The organism is Blastococcus sp. SYSU D00868, from assembly GCF_054050575.1.
Window position 1 is genome coordinate 105,256 of record NZ_JBJGZO010000001.1, and the last position, 16,850, is coordinate 122,105.

At 76.7% G+C, this 16,850-nt stretch carries 14 protein-coding genes; 9 read left to right on the forward strand and 5 right to left on the reverse strand.

Going from position 1 to position 16,850, the window contains the following annotated elements:
• Window positions 1–89 precede the first annotated feature (89 nt).
• The 5 genes from ACI79F_RS00490 to ligA all read left to right on the forward strand — a co-directional run bounded on the left by ACI79F_RS00490 (window position 90) and on the right by ligA (window position 7,214).
• Entirely contained in the window at window positions 90–1,535 is a 1,446-nt protein-coding gene (locus ACI79F_RS00490) for an MFS transporter (RefSeq protein WP_456543755.1), read from the forward strand.
• Between the two features lie 73 nt (window positions 1,536–1,608).
• The gene (locus ACI79F_RS00495) at window positions 1,609–2,799 is read left to right on the forward strand and encodes a cysteine desulfurase family protein (RefSeq protein WP_456543754.1); all 1,191 of its coding nucleotides are present in this window, start codon (window positions 1,609–1,611) and stop codon (window positions 2,797–2,799) included.
• Entirely contained in the window at window positions 2,796–3,872 is a 1,077-nt protein-coding gene (gene mnmA / locus ACI79F_RS00500; RefSeq protein WP_456543753.1) for a tRNA 2-thiouridine(34) synthase MnmA, read from the forward strand. Before ACI79F_RS00495 ends, mnmA begins: the two co-directional genes overlap by 4 nt.
• Window positions 3,869–4,864: a methionine synthase gene (locus ACI79F_RS00505; protein WP_456543752.1), complete on the forward strand. Its 996-nt coding sequence runs from the start codon at window positions 3,869–3,871 to the stop codon at window positions 4,862–4,864. The genes mnmA and ACI79F_RS00505 overlap by 4 nt, the downstream gene beginning before the upstream one ends.
• A 55-nt stretch (window positions 4,865–4,919) precedes the next feature.
• Window positions 4,920–7,214: an NAD-dependent DNA ligase LigA gene (gene ligA / locus ACI79F_RS00510; RefSeq protein ID WP_456543751.1), complete on the forward strand. Its 2,295-nt coding sequence runs from the start codon at window positions 4,920–4,922 to the stop codon at window positions 7,212–7,214.
• 119 nt (window positions 7,215–7,333) lie between these two features.
• On the opposite strand, the gene ACI79F_RS00515 is transcribed toward ligA, so the two are convergent.
• Complete coding sequence (locus ACI79F_RS00515) at window positions 7,334–7,999, reverse strand: ACT domain-containing protein (RefSeq protein WP_456543750.1); 666 nt, start codon at window positions 7,997–7,999, stop codon at window positions 7,334–7,336.
• A gap of 233 nt (window positions 8,000–8,232) precedes the next feature.
• Between ACI79F_RS00515 and gatC the strand changes: the two genes are divergently transcribed.
• From gatC to gatB, 4 genes are all read left to right on the forward strand, one after another.
• Window positions 8,233–8,547, forward strand: a complete 315-nt coding sequence (gene gatC, locus ACI79F_RS00520; protein WP_456543749.1) for an Asp-tRNA(Asn)/Glu-tRNA(Gln) amidotransferase subunit GatC — start codon at window positions 8,233–8,235, stop codon at window positions 8,545–8,547.
• Window positions 8,548–8,549: 2 nt separating this feature from the next.
• Entirely contained in the window at window positions 8,550–10,073 is a 1,524-nt protein-coding gene (gatA, locus tag ACI79F_RS00525; protein WP_456543748.1) for an Asp-tRNA(Asn)/Glu-tRNA(Gln) amidotransferase subunit GatA, read from the forward strand.
• A 76-nt stretch (window positions 10,074–10,149) separates the two neighbouring features.
• A complete protein-coding gene (locus ACI79F_RS00530; protein WP_456543747.1) occupies window positions 10,150–10,329 on the forward strand; it encodes a hypothetical protein in 180 nt (59 codons plus the stop codon).
• Window positions 10,326–11,840: an Asp-tRNA(Asn)/Glu-tRNA(Gln) amidotransferase subunit GatB gene (gene gatB / locus ACI79F_RS00535; RefSeq protein ID WP_456543746.1), complete on the forward strand. Its 1,515-nt coding sequence runs from the start codon at window positions 10,326–10,328 to the stop codon at window positions 11,838–11,840. The genes ACI79F_RS00530 and gatB overlap by 4 nt, the downstream gene beginning before the upstream one ends.
• 58 nt (window positions 11,841–11,898) lie before the next feature.
• Here gatB and ACI79F_RS00540 read toward each other — a convergent pair whose 3' ends face one another.
• The 4 genes from ACI79F_RS00540 to ACI79F_RS00555 all read right to left on the reverse strand — a co-directional run bounded on the left by ACI79F_RS00540 (window position 11,899) and on the right by ACI79F_RS00555 (window position 16,818).
• On the reverse strand, window positions 11,899–14,262 hold the full coding sequence (locus ACI79F_RS00540) for a glycoside hydrolase family 65 protein (RefSeq protein WP_456543745.1): 2,364 nt from the start codon (window positions 14,260–14,262) through the stop codon (window positions 11,899–11,901).
• 113 nt (window positions 14,263–14,375) lie between these two features.
• Window positions 14,376–15,548: a PQQ-dependent sugar dehydrogenase gene (locus ACI79F_RS00545; protein ID WP_456543744.1), complete on the reverse strand. Its 1,173-nt coding sequence runs from the start codon at window positions 15,546–15,548 to the stop codon at window positions 14,376–14,378.
• Window positions 15,549–15,592: 44 nt separating this feature from the next.
• Window positions 15,593–15,973 carry a PH domain-containing protein gene (locus ACI79F_RS00550; RefSeq protein WP_456543743.1) on the reverse strand — a complete coding sequence of 127 codons (381 nt, stop codon included), beginning with the start codon at window positions 15,971–15,973 and terminating at the stop codon, window positions 15,593–15,595.
• Window positions 15,974–15,996: 23 nt separating this feature from the next.
• The gene (locus ACI79F_RS00555) at window positions 15,997–16,818 is read right to left on the reverse strand and encodes a helix-turn-helix transcriptional regulator (RefSeq protein WP_456543742.1); all 822 of its coding nucleotides are present in this window, start codon (window positions 16,816–16,818) and stop codon (window positions 15,997–15,999) included.
• Between the last annotated feature and the right edge of the window lie 32 nt (window positions 16,819–16,850).

The window sequence follows — 16,850 nt, forward strand, 5'->3', positions numbered from 1 at the left end:
GCCGAGGGGGCCGGCGCTCGGCCGTGTGCGGGGCCGCCGGCGGCGGCACGGGGAGCGGCGGCACGGGAAGCAGCGGAGGGAGGAGCGGGTTGGCGCAGGACGTGGACGGCGGGTTGTTCGGGCGGGAGCTGCGGCTGCGCACCATCGGGCTGCTCATGCTCGTCACGCTGGTCGCGTTCGAGACGATGGCCGTCGGGACGGCGATGCCCACCGTGGTGGCCGAGCTCGACGGCCTGGCCTGGTACGGCTGGCCCTTCTCCGCCTTCCTCGTCGCCTCGGTGGTCGGCATGGTGGTCGGCGGGGACGTCGGCGACCGCCGCGGACCGCGGTCGGCGCTGGTCGCCGGTGTCACGGTGTTCGCCGCCGGGCTGCTGGTCGCCGGCGTGGCCGGCTCGATGGCGGTCCTGGTGGCCGGCCGCGCGGTGCAGGGCCTGGGCTCGGGCCTGATCGCGGTCTCGCTGTACGTGGCCGCCGGCCAGGCGTTCCCGCCGCGGGTGCGGCCGGCCCTGTTCGGCGCCTTCTCCACCGCCTGGGTGCTGCCGGCGCTGGTCGGGCCGCTGGTCTCCGGCCTGGTCACCGCGCACGCCTCGTGGCGGCTGGTGTTCCTCGGGCTGCTGCCGCTGGTGGTCGCGGGGCTGCTGCTGGTGCTGCCCGCGCTCCGCGCGCTGCCGGTGCCCGACCGGGCGGCGACCCCGGATCCGGCGCGGCGGTGGTGGGCCGGCCTCGCGGGGCTGGGCATCGCCCTGCTGCAGTACGCCGGCCAGCGGCTCGACGCGCTCGCCGCCGCCCTCGCCGTCGTCGGCCTGGCCGCGCTCGTGCTGGGGCTGCGCCCGCTGCTGCCGCCCGGCACGGCCCGGGCCCGCCGCGGCCTGCCGACGGTCGTCGCCTCGCGCGGGCTGCTCGCCGGGGCGTTCTTCGGCGTCGACGCGCTGCTGCCGCTGTCGCTGACCGAGTTGCACGGGTACAGCCCGGTGGCGGCCGGCGTCCCGCTGACCGCGGGGTCGCTCGGCTGGGCGCTGGCGTCGTTCTCCCAGGGCCGCTTCCCGGGCCTGTCCCGGGTGCTGCTCCTGCGGATCGGGTTCGCGTCGCTGGCCCTGGGCGTGGCGGGCACCGCGCTCGTGGCGCTGCCCGGCATCGGCGGCTGGACCGCCTACCTCACCTGGACCGTCGCCGGCTTCGGGATGGGTCTGGGCATGCCCAGCGTCGGCGTCCTGCTGTTCGAGCACTCGCCGGAGGACCGGCGGGGCGCGGACTCCGCGGCCCTGCAGATCTCCGACGTCACCGGCTCGGCGCTCAGCGTGGGCGCGGTCGGCGTCCTGGTCGGCGCCGCGAGCCAGGAGGCGCTGCCGCTGGCCGGCGCGGTCCTCGCGGCCGTCGCCCTGCTCGCCGCCGTCGCCGTCGCCGGCCTGCTCGTGGCCCCGCGTGCGGGCCGGACCCCGGCCGCGGAGGCGGCCCCCGGGGCCGCGACTACCCTGGCCGGGGCGGGCCGGCCTGCAGCCAGCGCGGGCGTGGCGGCCGGCGAGGAGGCCTCGTGACCCAGGGTGCGCGGTCACGCGTGAGCACAGCACGTCACGGCACCTGGCCGACGAGCGCCAGCGAGGAGGACGGGTGACGTATCTCGACCACGCGGCGACCACGCCGCTGCTGCCCGCGGTGCTGGCCGCGATGACCGAGCAGCTCGCGCGGGTGGGCAACGCCTCCTCGCTGCACGCCAGCGGCCGCGCCGCGCGCCGCAGCGCCGAGCAGGCCCGCGAGCGCCTGGCCGCCGCGGTGGGCGCCCGCCCGTCGGAGGTGCTGTTCACCGGCGGCGGCACCGAGAGCGACAACCTCGCCGTCAAGGGCGTGTTCTGGGCCCGGCGGGAGGCCGACCCGCAGCGGCGGCGGATCGTCACCAGCCCGATCGAGCACCACGCCGTCCTCGACAGCGTCGAGTGGCTGGCCAAGCACGAGGGCGCCGAGGTCACCTGGCTGCCCGTGGAGGCCACCGGCCGGGTCACCCCGGACGCGCTGCGCGCGGCGCTCGGCGACGGCGCGGACGTCGCGCTGGTCAGCCTCATGTGGGCCAACAACGAGATCGGGACGGTCAGCGACCTGGCGGCGCTCGCCGAGGTCGCCCACGGGGCGGGGGTCCCGCTGCACACCGACGCGGTGCAGGCGGTCGGGCAGGTGCCGGTCGACTTCGGCGCCAGCGGGGTCGACGCGCTGACCATGACCGGCCACAAGCTCGGCGGGCCGATGGGCGCCGGCGCCCTGCTGCTGCGCCGGGACGCGGCCTGCATGCCGCTGCTGCACGGCGGCGGCCAGGAGCGCGACGTCCGTTCGGGCACCCTCGACGTGGCCGCCATCGTGGGGCTGGCCGTCGCGGCGGAGGCCGCCGTGGCCGGCCGCGCCGAGCGCGCCGCCCGGCTGGCCGCCCTGCGCGACCGGCTGGTCGCGGGGGTGGTCGCCCAGGTGCCCGACGCGCAGCTCAACGGCGCACCGCTGGACGACGTCCTCGCCGGGGGCCCGGGCCGCCTGCCCGGCAACGCGCACCTGTCGTTCCCCGGCGCCGAGGGCGACGCGCTGCTCATGCTGCTCGACGCGCGCGGCGTCGAGTGCTCCACCGGGTCGGCGTGCAGCGCCGGCGTCGCCCGGCCCAGCCACGTGCTGCTCGGCGTCGGCGCGGACGCCGACCGGGCGCGCAGCTCGCTGCGCTTCTCGCTCGGCTCGACCTCGACCGACGCCGACGTCGACGCGGTGCTCGAGGTCATCGGGCCGGTGGTGGAGCGGGCGCGGCGGGCCGGCCTGGGGTCCCGATGAGGGTGCTCGCCGCGATGAGCGGCGGGGTGGACTCCGCGGTCGCCGCGGCGCTGGCCGTCGACGCCGGGCACGAGGTCACCGGCGTGCACCTGGCGCTCTCCCCGGACCGCCAGACGCTGCGCAGCGGCGCCCGCGGGTGCTGCAGCGTGGAGGACGCGCACGACGCCCGCCGGGTGGCCGACGAGCTCGGCATCCCGTTCTACGTGTGGGACCTCGCCGAGCGCTTCGCCGCCGACGTCGTCGAGGACTTCGTCGCCGAGTACGCGGCCGGGCGCACGCCCAACCCGTGCCTGCGCTGCAACGAGCGGATCAAGTTCAGCGCGGTGCTGGACCGGGCCCGCGCCCTGGGCTTCGACGCCGTCGTCACCGGGCACCACGCCCGGCTCGCCGGCGGCGAGCTGCGCCGCTCGGTCGACGCGGCCAAGGACCAGTCCTACGTGCTCGCGGTGCTCACGCCCGCGCAGCTGGCCGGCGCGGTGTTCCCGCTGGGCTCGATGACCAAGGACCGGGTGCGCGCGATCGCGGCCGAGCGCGGCTTCGCCGTCGCCACCAAGGCCGACTCGCACGACATCTGCTTCATCCCCGACGGCGACACCCGCGGCTTCCTCGCCCGGCGGCTGGGCGAGCAGCCGGGCCCGCTGGTCGACGCCGCCACCGGCGCGACGGTGGGGGAGCACTCGGGCGCGTACGGGTTCACCGTCGGCCAGCGGCGCGGCCTCGGGGTGAGCGTCGGCGACCAGCGGCCGCGCTACGTCCTGGGCATCGAGCCCGTCTCGCGCACGGTGACGATCGGCACCGCCGACCTGGCCGGGGTCGGCGAGGTCCGCACCGGGGCGCCGACCTGGACCGGTGCGGCCCCGGCGCTGCCGCTGCGGGCGCAGGTGCAGCTGCGCGCGCACGGCGCCGCGGTGCCCTGCACGGTGGACGCCGCCGACGGCGGGCTGACCATCGCCCTGGACGAGGAGCAGCGCGGGGTGGCGCCCGGCCAGTCCGCGGTGCTGTACCTGCCCGACGCCGAGCGCGGCGACCTCGTGCTCGGGCAGGCGCCGGTCGTGGCGGCGGGCCGCCCGTGACCGAGGCGTCCGGCGCCCCCGCGTGGGGCGCCGCCACCGGTGTGGGCTCGCTCCCGGGCACCGACCCGGTCGAGGCGATGCGGGTGGTCCTGGGGGAGCTGCCCGACCTGCCGCACCTGCCCGAGCTCCCCGGCCGCGGTGCCGGCGCGGACCTCGTCGGGCGCAGCGCGGCGCTGCTGGTCGACCTCGCCGTCGACCTGACCCCGGCCGGCTGGCGGCTGGTCCCGCGCGGCGGGGTCGACCAGCGCCGGGCCCGGGAGTTCCTCGCCCGCGACCTCGACGCCCTGCACGAGCTGGCCGCCGGGTACACGGGCGGACTCAAGGTGCAGGCCGCCGGGCCGTGGACGCTGGCGGCCGCGCTCGAGCGCATGCGCGGGGACCGGGCGGTGGTCGACCCCGGCGCCCGCCGCGACCTCGGGCAGTCGCTGGCCGAGGGGATCGCGGCGCACGTGGCCGAGGTGTCGGCGCGGGTGCCCGGCGCCCGGGTGGTGGTGCAGCTGGACGAGCCGAGCCTGCCGGCGGTCGTGCAGGGGGCGCTGCCGACCGCCAGCGGCTTCGGCAGGCTGCCGGCCGTCGAGGCGCCCGTCGTGCGGCAGGAGCTGGCCGCGGTGGTGGCCGCCCTCCCGGGGCCGGTCGCCGTGCACTGCTGCGCGGACCGGGCCCCGCTGGAGCTGTTCCGGGCCGCCGGCGCCGCCGCGGTCTCCTTCGACCACGGGCTGGTGCAGGACCTGGACGCCGTCGGCTCGGCGGTCGACGCCGGGCTGCACCTGGTGCTCGGCGTCGTCCCCGGCACCGACGCCGTCCTGCCGGCGCCGAAGGCGACCGCCTCCCGCCTGCGGGCCTGGTGGCACGAGCTGGGCTTCGCCGCCGACGAGCTGGCCGCGGCGGTCACCCTGTCCCCGGCGTGCGGCCTGGCCGGGGCCACGCCGGCGTACGCGCGCGCGGCGATGGCCCACGTCCGCGAGGCGGCCCGCTACCTGCAGCCGGAGTAGCACCCGATCGGGCGGAGGGCGCATCGCTGTCGGTACCGCTGGATACGGTTCCCGGGTGAGCACGGACGCCGAGACCGCCGTCGACACCCCGCAGGTCGCCGCTCCCGTCGACCGCGAGGACCTCACCGAGGTGCCCGACGAGGCGCGCACGCGCCACCGGGACCTCGCCGAGGAGCTCGACCGGTACGCCTTCGCCTACTACGTGCAGGACGCGCCGCTGGTCAGCGACGGCCAGTACGACGAGCGGATGGCCGAGCTCCGGGCGATCGAGGCCGCGCACCCCGCGCTGGTCACGCCGGACTCGCCGAGCCAGAAGGTCAACGGCGGCTTCACGGCCACGTTCGCCCCGGTGCAGCACCTGGAGCGGATGCAGAGCCTGGACAACGTCTTCAGCAGCGACGAGCTGTCGGCGTGGGCCGCGCGCGTGGAGCGGGACGCGGGCACCGGGGTGAGCTGGCTGTGCGAGCTGAAGATCGACGGGCTCGCGGTCGCGCTGCTGTACGAGCGGGGCCGGCTGGTCCGCGCCGCCACCCGGGGCGACGGCGTCACCGGCGAGGACGTGACCGCCAACGTGCGCACGATGGGCGACGTCCCGCAGCAGCTGGCGGGGGAGGACGTGCCGGAGCGGCTGGAGGTCCGCGGCGAGATCTACTTCCCGGTCGAGGCCTTCGCCGACCTGAACGCCTCGATGGTCGAGCAGGGCAAGGCGCCGTTCGCCAACCCGCGCAACGCCGCGGCCGGCTCGCTGCGGCAGAAGGACCCGCGGGTGACCGCGTCCCGGCGGCTGCGGCTGATCGTGCACGGCCTCGGCGCGCACGACGGCTGGCAGCCCGAGCGCCAGTCGCAGGCCTACGCCCGGCTGCGCGAGCTCGGCCTGCCGACCAGCGAGCGGTTCGAGGTGGTCGACGACCTCGAGGGCGTGTGGGCCTACGTCGAGCGGTACCGCGAGCAGCGGCACTCGGTGGAGCACGAGATCGACGGCGTCGTCGTCAAGGTCGACCAGGTGGCGCTGCAGCGCCGGCTCGGGTCGACCTCCCGGGCGCCGCGGTGGGCGATCGCCTTCAAGTACCCGCCGGAGGAGGCCACCACCAAGCTGCTCGACATCCGGGTGAACGTGGGCCGGACCGGGCGGGTGACGCCGTTCGCCTACATGGAGCCGGTGAAGGTCGCCGGGTCGACGGTGCAGCTGGCCACCCTGCACAACGCCTCGGAGGTGGTCCGCAAGGGCGTGCTGATCGGCGACACGGTCGTCATCCGCAAGGCCGGCGACGTGATCCCCGAGGTGCTCGGCCCGGTCGTCGCGGCGCGGACCGGCGAGGAGCGGGCGTTCGAGATGCCGACGCACTGCCCCGAGTGCGGCACCGAGCTGCGCCCGGAGAAGGAGGGCGACGCCGACATCCGCTGCCCGAACGCGCGCTCGTGCCCGGCGCAGCTGCGGGAGCGCGTGTTCCACGTCGCCGGCCGCGGGGCCTTCGACATCGAGAACCTCGGCTACGAGGCGTCGATCTCGCTGCTGCAGAGCGGGCTGCTGCAGGACGAGGGCGACCTGTTCTCCCTCGACGCCGAGAAGCTCCAGCGCTCGGACTTCTACACGAAGAAGGACGGCACGCTCTCGGCCAACGGGCAGAAGCTGCTGGCCAACCTGCAGACCCGCAAGGAGGTGCCGCTGTGGCGGGTGCTGGTCGCGCTGTCGATCCGGCACGTCGGGCCCACCGCGGCGCAGGCGCTGGCGCGTGACTTCCGCTCGCTGGACCGGATCGCGGAGGCGACCGAGGAGGAGCTGGCCGCGGCCGACGGGGTCGGGCCGACGATCGCGCGCTCGGTGCGGGAGTGGTTCGCCGTCGACTGGCACCGCGAGGTGGTCGAGAAGTGGCGGGCCGCGGGGGTGCGGATGGCCGACGAGGGCACCGACGCCGGGCCCGGCCCGCTGACCGGCGTCACCGTCGTGGTGACCGGGTCGCTGCGGGACCTCAGCCGCGACCAGGCCATCGCCGCCATCCAGGAGCGCGGCGGCAAGGTCACCGGCTCGGTCAGCAAGAAGACCGGCTTCGTCGTGGTCGGCGCCGACCCGGGCAGCAAGTACGACAAGGCGGTGCAGGTCAAGGCGCCGATCCTGGACGACGACGGCTTCCGGGTGCTGCTCGACGAGGGCCCGGACGCCGCCCGGGCGGTGGCCACGATCGGCGACGGCAGCGAGCCCGCCGGGGCCCCGGCACCGGCCGAGGCCCCCGCACCGGCCGGGGACGCGCCCGCCGAGGGCCCGGCGCCCGCCGAGGGCCCGGCGCTCGCCGAGGGCCCGGCGCCCGCCGAGGGCCCGGCGCCCGCCGAGGACGCTCCCGCCGGGGCCTGACCGGGCGTCGTCCCCCGGGCGGCCGTTCCGGGCGCCCGGGTGGCCGCCCGGGGGGCAACGGTGCGGGACCGGGGCCGACGACCCGGGCCGGGGCCGACGGCCCGGGCCGGGGCGGCGGCTCAGGCCGGGGGGAGGTGCGCCACGGTCGCGGCGATGCCGGTCAGGTGCACCAGCCGCAGCAGCTCCGACCGCCGGTACGCCGGCCCGCCGGACCGGCCGACGACGACCGCGGTGCGCGGCGACCCGAACGGCGTCGCCATCATCTCGACGGCCAGCTCGCGCCACCGCTCGGGCAGCCAGTCGTCCTCGCTGGGCAGCAGCCGCGGCACCTCCAGCGGCAGCCAGGGCAGCGTCATCCCGTCGAGGGCCGGCGCCGCGTCGGAGGCGGCCAGCACCTCGCAGGCGCCGTCCCCGCCGGTGAGGACCGCGGCCCAGCCGCTGGTGAAGACGCGGGGCAGCTCCGCGGCGAGCAGCTTCACCGCGGTGCCGTCGGCGGCCCGGGACAGCGCCTCGAGCAGCTCCAGCTCCCGGTGGGTGTCCAGCGGGCCGGAGAACGGCCGCAGCGACTCGACCTGCACCCCGGGCACGGCCTGGGCGGCGGTGATCAGGCTGTCGGGCAGCCGGTCGGGCGGCAGGTCGATGACGATGTCGTCGACGGCGACGCCGCCGCCGCGCTCGAGGACGTCGACGGACACGATGTCGACCCCGGCGGTGCCGAGCGCGGTCGCGACGGCGCCGAGGATGCCGGGCCGGTCGGGGACGACCAGCCGCAGGAGATAGGACACGGTTCCTCCGGGCGTCCCTCGGTGCGGGTCGATCGTCGTCGATCGGCAGACGACGGTCAGCTTCCCCCATGGGCCCCCGCCGGGTCGAGCAGCGCCGGCAGCGGCGTCGGCCACGGAACCGCCGCGGGCGGCCCACGTACAGTGGCGGGGTTGGTATCCCGGTCCCGCACGTCCCCGCACCCTCCGGTCCGGGCCCGCGGCGGGACGGCGCAGGAGTGGAGTCCCGCCACAGCATGAGCACCCCGTCAGCGAAGGAAGCCCTGGGGCGAGATGACATCGCGCACCTCGCGCGGCTGTCCCGCCTCGCCCTCTCCGAGGACGAGCTCGACCGCTTCGCCGGCCAGCTCGGCGCGGTGCTCGACGCGGTCGCCCAGGTGGGCAAGGCCGACGTCGAGGACGTCGCCCCCACCACCCACGCGGTGCCGCTGACCAACGTGTCCCGCCCCGACGTGACCACCCCGTGCCTGCCGCGCGACGTCGTCCTCGCCGCCGCGCCCGCGGCCGAGGACGACCGCTTCCGCGTGCCGCGGATCCTGGGGGAGGAGTGACGGTGACCGAGCTGACCGAACTGGACGCCGCCGAGCTGGGCCGCCGGCTGGGCGCCGGCGAGCTCTCCTCCGTCGAGGCCACCCGGGCCTTCCTCGACCGGATCGAGGCCGAGGACGGCGCCGTGGGCGCCTACCTGCACGTCGACCCCGAGGCCGCGCTGCGGCAGGCCGCCGCCGTCGACGCCGCCCGGGCCGCGGGGGAGGGGCTGGGCCCGCTGGCCGGCCTGCCGGTGGCGCTCAAGGACGTCGTCGTGACCGAGGGCGTGCCCACCACCAGCGGCTCGCGGATCCTCGAGGGCTGGCGGCCGCCGTACGACGCGACGGTGGCTCGCCGGCTCAAGGACGCCGGCACGGTCCTGCTGGGCAAGACCAACATGGACGAGTTCGCCATGGGCAGCTCGACGGAGAACTCCGCCTACCGGGTCACCCGCAACCCGTGGGACCTGTCCCGGATCCCCGGCGGCTCCTCCGGCGGCTCGTCCGCGGCCGTCGCCGGCGGCCTGGCGCCGTGGGCGCTGGGCACCGACACCGGCGGCTCGATCCGCCAGCCGGCGGCGGTGACCGGGCTGGTCGGGCACAAGCCCACCTACGGCTCGGTGTCCCGCTACGGCCTCATCGCGTTCTCCTCGAGCCTGGACCAGGCCGGCCCGATGGCCCGCACGGTGCTCGACGCCGCCGTCCTGCACGAGGCGATCGGCGGGCACGACCCGCGCGACTCCACCAGCATCGACGCCCCGCTGCCGCCGCTGGCCGAGTGCGCCCGCCGCGGCGCGGCCGGCGACCTGAAGGGCCTGAGGGTCGGCGTCGTCCGGGAGCTCGGCGGCGAGGGGCACACCGACGGCTACGAGGAGGGCGTGCTCGCCCGCGTGGCCGAGGCGGTGCAGCTCATGGAGGGCATGGGCGCGGAGGTCCGCGAGATCTCCTGCCCGAGCTTCGACCTGGCGCTGCCGGCGTACTACCTGATCGCGCCGAGCGAGGCGTCGTCGAACCTGGCCCGGTTCGAGGGCATGCGGTTCGGCATCCGCGTCGCCGACGACGGCCGGCACGACCTCGACGAGGTCATGGCGCTGACCCGCGAGCAGGGCTTCGGCCCCGAGGTGAAGCGCCGGATCATCCTCGGCACCTACGCCTTGTCGGCCGGCTACTACGACGCCTACTACGGCCAGGCGCAGAAGGTGCGGACGCTCATCACCCGCGACTTCACCGCGGCGTTCGACGACGTCGACGTCCTGGTCAGCCCGACCACCCCCACGGTCGCGTTCCCGCTGGGCACCCGCGTGGACGACCCGCTGGCCATGTACGCCGCCGACCTGTGCACGCTGCCGGCCAGCCTGGCCGGGCTGCCGGCGACGTCGGTGCCCTGCGGGCTGTCCGACGGGCTGCCCGTGGGCCTGCAGATCATGGCGCCGGCCCTGGCCGACGACCGCTGCTACTCGCTGGCGGCCGCGGTCGAGGCCGCCCTCGACAGCGCCCGCGGTCACCGGCTGCTCGACGAGCTGCCGACCCGGGCGGGGGCCGGTTCATGAGCGAGCGTGCGAGCTCATGCGGAGGCGGAGCAACGGGCCCGTGCACGAGGCCGACGAGCGCCAGCGAGGAGGCGTCGTGAACGGGCCGCTCAAGGCGGCGTGGGCGCTGACCGCCTTCGTCGTCGTCGCCGGCGCCGTGCTCTGGATCATCAGCGGCAAGGCCGTGTTCGCCGTCTTCATCGTCCTCGGACTGCTCACCGGAGCCGGTGCATGGCTGACCGGGCGGTCCCTCCCGAAGGGGGACACCACACCGTGACCACCACCCAGGGAACCGACCGGCTGGTCGAGTTCGACGAGCTGCTGACCCGCTACGAGCCGGTCATCGGCCTGGAGACCCACGTCGAGCTCGGCACCGAGTCGAAGATGTTCTGCGGCTGCGCCACCACCTTCGGCGCCGAGCCCAACACCCAGACCTGCCCGGTGTGCCTCGGCCTGCCCGGCTCGCTGCCGGTGGCCAACGCCGCGGCGATCGAGGCGACCATCCGCATCGGCCTCGCGCTGGGCTGCCGCATCGCGAGCTGGTCGCGGTTCGCGCGGAAGAACTACTTCTACCCGGACATCCCCAAGGGCTTCCAGACCAGCCAGTACGACGAGCCGCTGTGCACCGCGGGTCACCTGGACGTCGAGGTGGACGGCGAGACGTACCGGGTGGAGATCGAGCGGGTGCACCTCGAGGAGGACACCGGCAAGAACCTGCACGTGGGCGGCGCCACCGGGCGCATCCACGGGGCCGACTACTCGCTGGTCGACTTCAACCGCGCGGGCATCCCGCTGGTCGAGATCGTCACCCGGCCGATCCCCGGCACCGGCGCGAAGGCCCCCGAGGTGGCCCGCGCCTACGTCACCGAGCTGCGCGAGATCATCCAGACGCTCGGCGCCTCCGACGTCCGGATGGAGCAGGGCAGCCTGCGCTGCGACGTGAACACCTCGCTCGCGCCGATCGGCAGCCTCGAGTGGGGCACCCGCACAGAGACCAAGAACGTCAACTCGCTGCGCTCGGTGGAGCGGGCGGTGCGCTACGAGATGCGCCGGCAGGCCGCCGTCCTCGACGACGGCGGGCGGGTGCTGCAGGAGACCCGGCACTTCCACGAGGACACCGGCAGCACCTCGCCGGGGCGCAGCAAGGAGGAGGCGACCGACTACCGGTACTTCCCCGAGCCCGACCTCGTGCCGCTGGCCCCCGACGCGGAGTGGGTGGAGAAGCTCGCCGCCGAGCTGCCGGAGCTGCCCGCCGCCCGCCGGACGCGGCTGCAGGCCGAGTGGGGCCTGTCGGCGACGGAGATGGCGTGGCTGGTCAACGCCGGCGCGCTCGGCCTGGTCTCCGACACCGTGGCCGCCGGCGCCTCGCCGGCCGACGCGCGCAAGTGGTGGCTGGGCGAGCTCGCCCGCCGCGCGAACGACGCCGGCGTGGAGCTCGGCGAGCTGGCGGTCACCCCGGCGCAGGTCGCGGAGCTGACCGCGCTGGTGGCCGAGGGCACGATCAACGACCAGCTCGCGCGGCAGACCCTCGACGGCGTGCTGGCCGGCGAGGGCGACCCGCGGCAGGTCGTCGAGGCCCGCGGGCTGGCCGTCATGGGCGAGTCCGACGAGCTGGTGGCCGCCGTGGAGGCGGCGATCGCCGGGGCGCCCGACGTCGTGGAGAAGGTCCGCGGCGGCAAGGTCCAGGCGCTGGGCGCGCTGGTCGGCGCGGTCATGAAGGCCACCCGCGGCAAGGCCGACGCGGCCACCGTCAGGCGGATGCTCGAGGAGCGCGTCGTCGGCAGCTGAGGACCTCGAGCCCCGGTGACGCCGCCCGAGGGGGCGTCACCGGGGCCGGGGCACGGCCTCACGTGCGCGGCTCGCGGCCGGGCGGCTGCCGCGGCTCGTCGAGGAGCGGCGCGGGGCTGCGCAGCGGCACCCGCACGGGGCCGGCGGCCGTGACCGGCAGCCGGGTCCCGTCCACGACGACGGTCAGCGGCTCCTCGCCGCGGACCAGCGTGACCGTGGTGCCCTCCCGCGTCGTCTCGACGCGGAGCTGCCTGCCCCGCCAGGTGACGGAGTACGCGGTCCGGGACAGCGACGAGGGCAGCAGGGGCGCGAGCTCCAGCTCCTCGCCGTCCTCGCGGAGCCCACCGAGCCCCGCGGCGAGCGCCAGCCACGCCCCTGCCGCGGCCGCCATGTGCAGGCCCTTGGCGGTGTCGCCCTGCACGTCCCGCAGGTCCACCAGCGCGCACTCCCGCAGGTACCGCAGGGCGAGGTCGGGGTGCTGCGCCTGGGCGCACACGACCGCCTGGACGGCGGCCGACAGCGAGGAGTCGCGGACCGTCCGGGCCTCGTAGTAGTCCAGGTCCCGGGCGACCTCGTCGGCGGTGAAGTCCTCGCGGCACCACCACAGGGCGAGCACGAGGTCGGCCTGCTTGAGCACCTGGTGCCGGTAGATGCGCGCGTAGTGCTGGTGCTCCTGGACCGGGTAGGAGTCGCGCTCGGCGGCGAAGGGCCACTCCCGGTAGGAGGTGAAGTTCGTGTTCAGGGGGTGCACGCCCAGACCGGCGTCCCACGGCACGTGCACGGCGTCGGCGGCGGCGCACCAGGCGGAGGTCTCGGCGGAGTCGACGCCCAGTTCCGCCGCCCGCGCCTGCAGCCGCCGGCACGCCTCGGCGGCCCGCCGCAGGTTGCGCCGGGCCATCACGTTGGTGAACACGTTGTCGTCGACGACGCCGGTGTACTCGTCCGGGCCCGTCACGCCGAAGAGGTGCCACGCCCCGAGCGCGTCCTCGTGGCCCACCGACATCCACAGCCGTGCCGTCTCGACGAGCACCGGGAGGCCACCGACGGAGTCGAGGTCCTCGCCGGTGACGTTCTGGTACAGCCAGAAGGCGCGGGCGACGTCGGCGTCGAGGTGCACCGCCGCCGTGCTGGCCGGCCAGTACGCCGAGACCTCCCGCCCGCTGATCGTGCGCCAGGGGAACGCCGCCCCCGCGAGCCCGAGGGTCCGGGCGCGCTCCCGGGCGAGGTCGAGCGTGGCCGAGCGCCACCGCAGCAGCCGGGCCGCCGCGTTCGGCCGCAGCAGGGTCAGCGCGGGCACGACGAAGCCCTCGACGTCCCAGAAGGTGTGGCCGCTGTACCCCCTGCCGGTCAGGCCCTTGGCGCCGACCGGGGCGGCCGAGATGCAGGCCGCGGAGCAGAACAGCTGGAAGACGGTGTAGCGCAGCGCCTGCTGGAGCTCGGGGTCGCCGTCGACCTCGACGTCGGCCGTCGCCCACAGGTCGTCGAGCACGGCGCGCTGACCGGCGAGCAGCCCCTCGAAGCCGCGGTCGAGCGCCGAGGCGACCGCCGCCGACGCCTCGGCCAGGAGGGAGTCGGCGGCGTGGTCGTGCGACCAGCTGTAGCCGACGACCTTGACGAGCGTGAGGTGCTCGCCGGGCCGGAGGTCGGCGGCCACCGTGGTGACGACGTGGTCCGGGTCGAGGTGGGTGCCCATCCGTGCGCCGTCGGCCGCCCCGTCCCCGACCGCGCCGCCCTCGAGGACGTGGTCCACCGCGGCCGCGACCGTGATGCCCGACCGCCGCGTCCGGGACGCGAGGACGCCACCGCTGTCCGTGCAGGCCCGGGCGAGCGGCTCGAAGGCGTGGTCCAGCGCCTCGGCCACCCGCGGGTCGTCGTTGTCCACACCGGTGGACGTCGTCCCCCCGTCGGCGAGCTCCGAGCGCAGCACGACGTGCGCCGGCCCGTCCAGGGCGGTGACCCGGTACCGCACGGCACACACCGAGCGCTCCGCCAGGGAGACGACGCGCTCGGAGGACACCTCCAGCGCCGTGCCCGACGGCGCCGTCCAGCGCACCCGGCGCACCAGGGTCCCGGCGCGCAGGTCCAGCGTGCGCTCGTGGACCTGCGGCCGGGCCTCGCGCACGTCGAACGGGATCCCGTCGACGAGCAGGCGCAGCGGCGTGCCGTCGGTGACGGTGAGCATCGCCTGCCCCTCCTCGGGATGCCCGTAGCCGCCCTCGGGATAGGAGAGCGGATGGGTCTCGTAGACCCCCGAGAGGTAGACGCCGCGGCTGCCGTGGGGCTCGACCTCGTCGAGCGTCCCCCGGACCCCGAGGTAGCCGTTCGACAGGCTGAAGACGGACTCGGCGACCTCGAGCGCCTCGGGGTCGACGTGCGGCTCGCGGACCGCCCACGGGGCGATGTCGAGGACCGGGGCGGTCACGTGCCTCCTCGCGCGCGTCGTCCGGCTCGGACGGGTGGCCCCGGGCGGTGCCCCGCTCGATTCCTACCGGCGGGCGCCCGTCGGCGCGACCCGGGCGGACGCCGGGTCCGGTGTCAGAGCGGGGACTCCTCGCCGCTCGCGCCGGGCGGGAGGATGCGCAGCACCCGGTCGTCGTCCTCGGTGGGCTGGCCGAGGCCGTCGCGGTTGGACGTCGTGATCCACAGCGCCCCGGTCTGCGGCTCGAGGACGACGGTGCGCAGCCGGCCGTACCGGTCGGCGATGAGCTCCTCGGGCTCGGCCACGGGCGCGCCGCTGCCGTCGAGGGTGACCGAGTAGAGGCGCCGGCCCTCCAGCGCACCCAGGTGGATGGTCGGCCCGGACACCGCGCAGCCGGCCAGCCCGCCGGCGGCGCCGTCGATCTCCTGCACCGGCTCGGTGGAATCGGGGCGCTCGGCGGGGAAGCCGGCGTCGCCGCCCTCGACCACCTCGGTCACCTCGTCGGCGCGGTCGCCGGCGTCGTCGGTGGCGTACAGCGCCTCGTCGCCGCCCAGGCACAGCGCGGTCACGTTGCTGAAGCCGCTGCCGTACACCGGCCCGCCGCCCACCGGCTGGCCGAACACGTCGACGCGCAGCACCTTGCCGGCCAGCGACGCCGGGTCCTGGGCCAGCGCCGGGTTGCCCGTGTCGCCGGTGCCCACGTACAGCGAGCCGTCGAGACCGAACAGCAGCGCGCCGCCGTTGCGCACCTCGCCGCGGGGGATGCCGACGAGCACCGGGTTCGGGGTGCCGCCGAGCGGGAAGCGGACCACGCGGTTGTCGGTGGCGGTCGACAGGTAGGCGTAGACCAGCCCGTCCTCGTCGAAGGTGGGGGAGAGGGCCAGCCCGTGGAGGCCGCCGTCGCCGGCGGTGTCGATGCCGGGCACCACCATCAGCTCCCGCGCCGGGGACCGGTCGGGGAACACCTGCAGGATGCGGCCGGTCTCCCGCTCGCCGACCAGCGCCGTGCCGTCGGGCAGCAGGGCCAGGCCGGTGGGCACGGTCAGGCCGGTCGCGACGACGTTCGGGTCGTCGGCGTCCTCGCCGGGCTGGCCGGACGGCGGGGCGGACGGCGGCGCCGGCACCTGCCCCTCGGTCGGCGGGGCGACCTGGGGCGGCGCGCCCTCGGGCAGCGGCCGCCACTCACCGGTCGACTCGTAGCCGCCGTCGTCCCCGCAGCCGGCCACGACGGCGGTCAGCAGCAGCGCGCACGCCAGCCGGGACGCCCGACGTCCGCGCTCGCGCCTCACCCCTCTGACAGTACGTGCGAGCCGCGCGCAGGGGGCGCCGCCGGTCAGCGGCGCGGCGGCGCCGGGACGTCGATCCGGCCGCCCGACAACGCGGCGAGCCGGGGCAGGTCGCGGGCCCGCAGCACGGGCAGGCGGACCTCGGTCCCGGCGGTGGTGACCAGCCACAGCCCGCGCCGCTGCCCGACGCGGATGCCGGCCAGCTCCGCCCAGGGCACCCGGTGCGCGCCGACCAGCGAGCGCGCGGTGACGGCGTCGTCGTCGACGTCGACCCCGACGCGCAGCACCCAGGCGGCGGCGAGCAGCGGGATGAGCAGCACCACCGGGCCCCACCACGCGGCGGCGGCCAGCGGGAGCGTGCAGACGAACAGCACGAGGACGGGGAGCAGCGCGGTGCGGCTCATGCGCATGCGGGCAGGGGCGGCCACGTCTCCCGATGCTCCCAGACGACTCACCCGGCCAGTCGGTGCAGCCGCCGCTCGGTCTCGCTGCCGGGCTCGGCGGTGTAGACGACCAGCTGCACGCCGGGGGCGTCGGCGGGCGTGAGCTGGTGGTGCTCGAGCAGCAGGGTGCCGACCCCGGGGTGCTCGAACCGCCGCTCGCCGGCGCTGAACCGGTCGACGTCGCGGCTGGCCCAGCCGGTGCGGAAGTGCTCGCTGGCCGCCTCCAGCCGGGCCACCAGGGCCACCACCTCGGGATCGCTGAGCCGGGCGCCGGCCTCGGCGCGGAACTGGGTGAGGAAGCGCCGGCTGTCGGTCTCCCAGTCCCCGAGCAGCGCCCGGACCGCCGGGTCGGTGAAGACCAGCCACAGCAGGTTGCGCTCGCCCGGGCCGGCGCTCGCGACGCCCGGGTAGAAGCGCGCGTAGGCGGCGTTCCAGCCGACGATCGCCCAGCTCGCGGTGATGGCGTAGGCGGGGGAGGGGCCCAGCGCGTCGAGCAGCCGCTGCAGGTGGGCGGGCAGCCGCTCAGGCGCGGCCGAGGGGGCGGGCGCGCCGTGCCCGGTCAGCCGCAGCACGTACTCGTGCTCGGCGGCCGACAGCCGCAGGGTGCGGGCCAGGGCGTCGACGACCTGCCGCGACGGGTTGATGTCGCGGCCCTGCTCCAGCCACGTGTACCAGGTGTGGCTGACCCCGGAGAGCAGCGCGACCTCCTCGCGCCGCAGCCCCGCGCGGCGCCGGGCGCCGACGACCGGCAGCCCGACCGTGGCCGGGTCGACCTGGTGGCGGCGGGAGCGCAGGAACTCGCCGAGCTCGCGGCGGGCGGGGCTGGTCACGGGACCTCACAGCTGGGTGGTGGTGGCAGTAC

Coding starts and splice junctions, on each gene's coding strand:
- mnmA (WP_456543753.1), top strand. CDS start 2,796: ATGAGGGTGCTCGCCGCGATGAGCGGCGGGGTGGACTCCGCGGTCGCC.
- gatC (WP_456543749.1), top strand. CDS start 8,233: ATGAGCACCCCGTCAGCGAAGGAAGCCCTGGGGCGAGATGACATCGCG.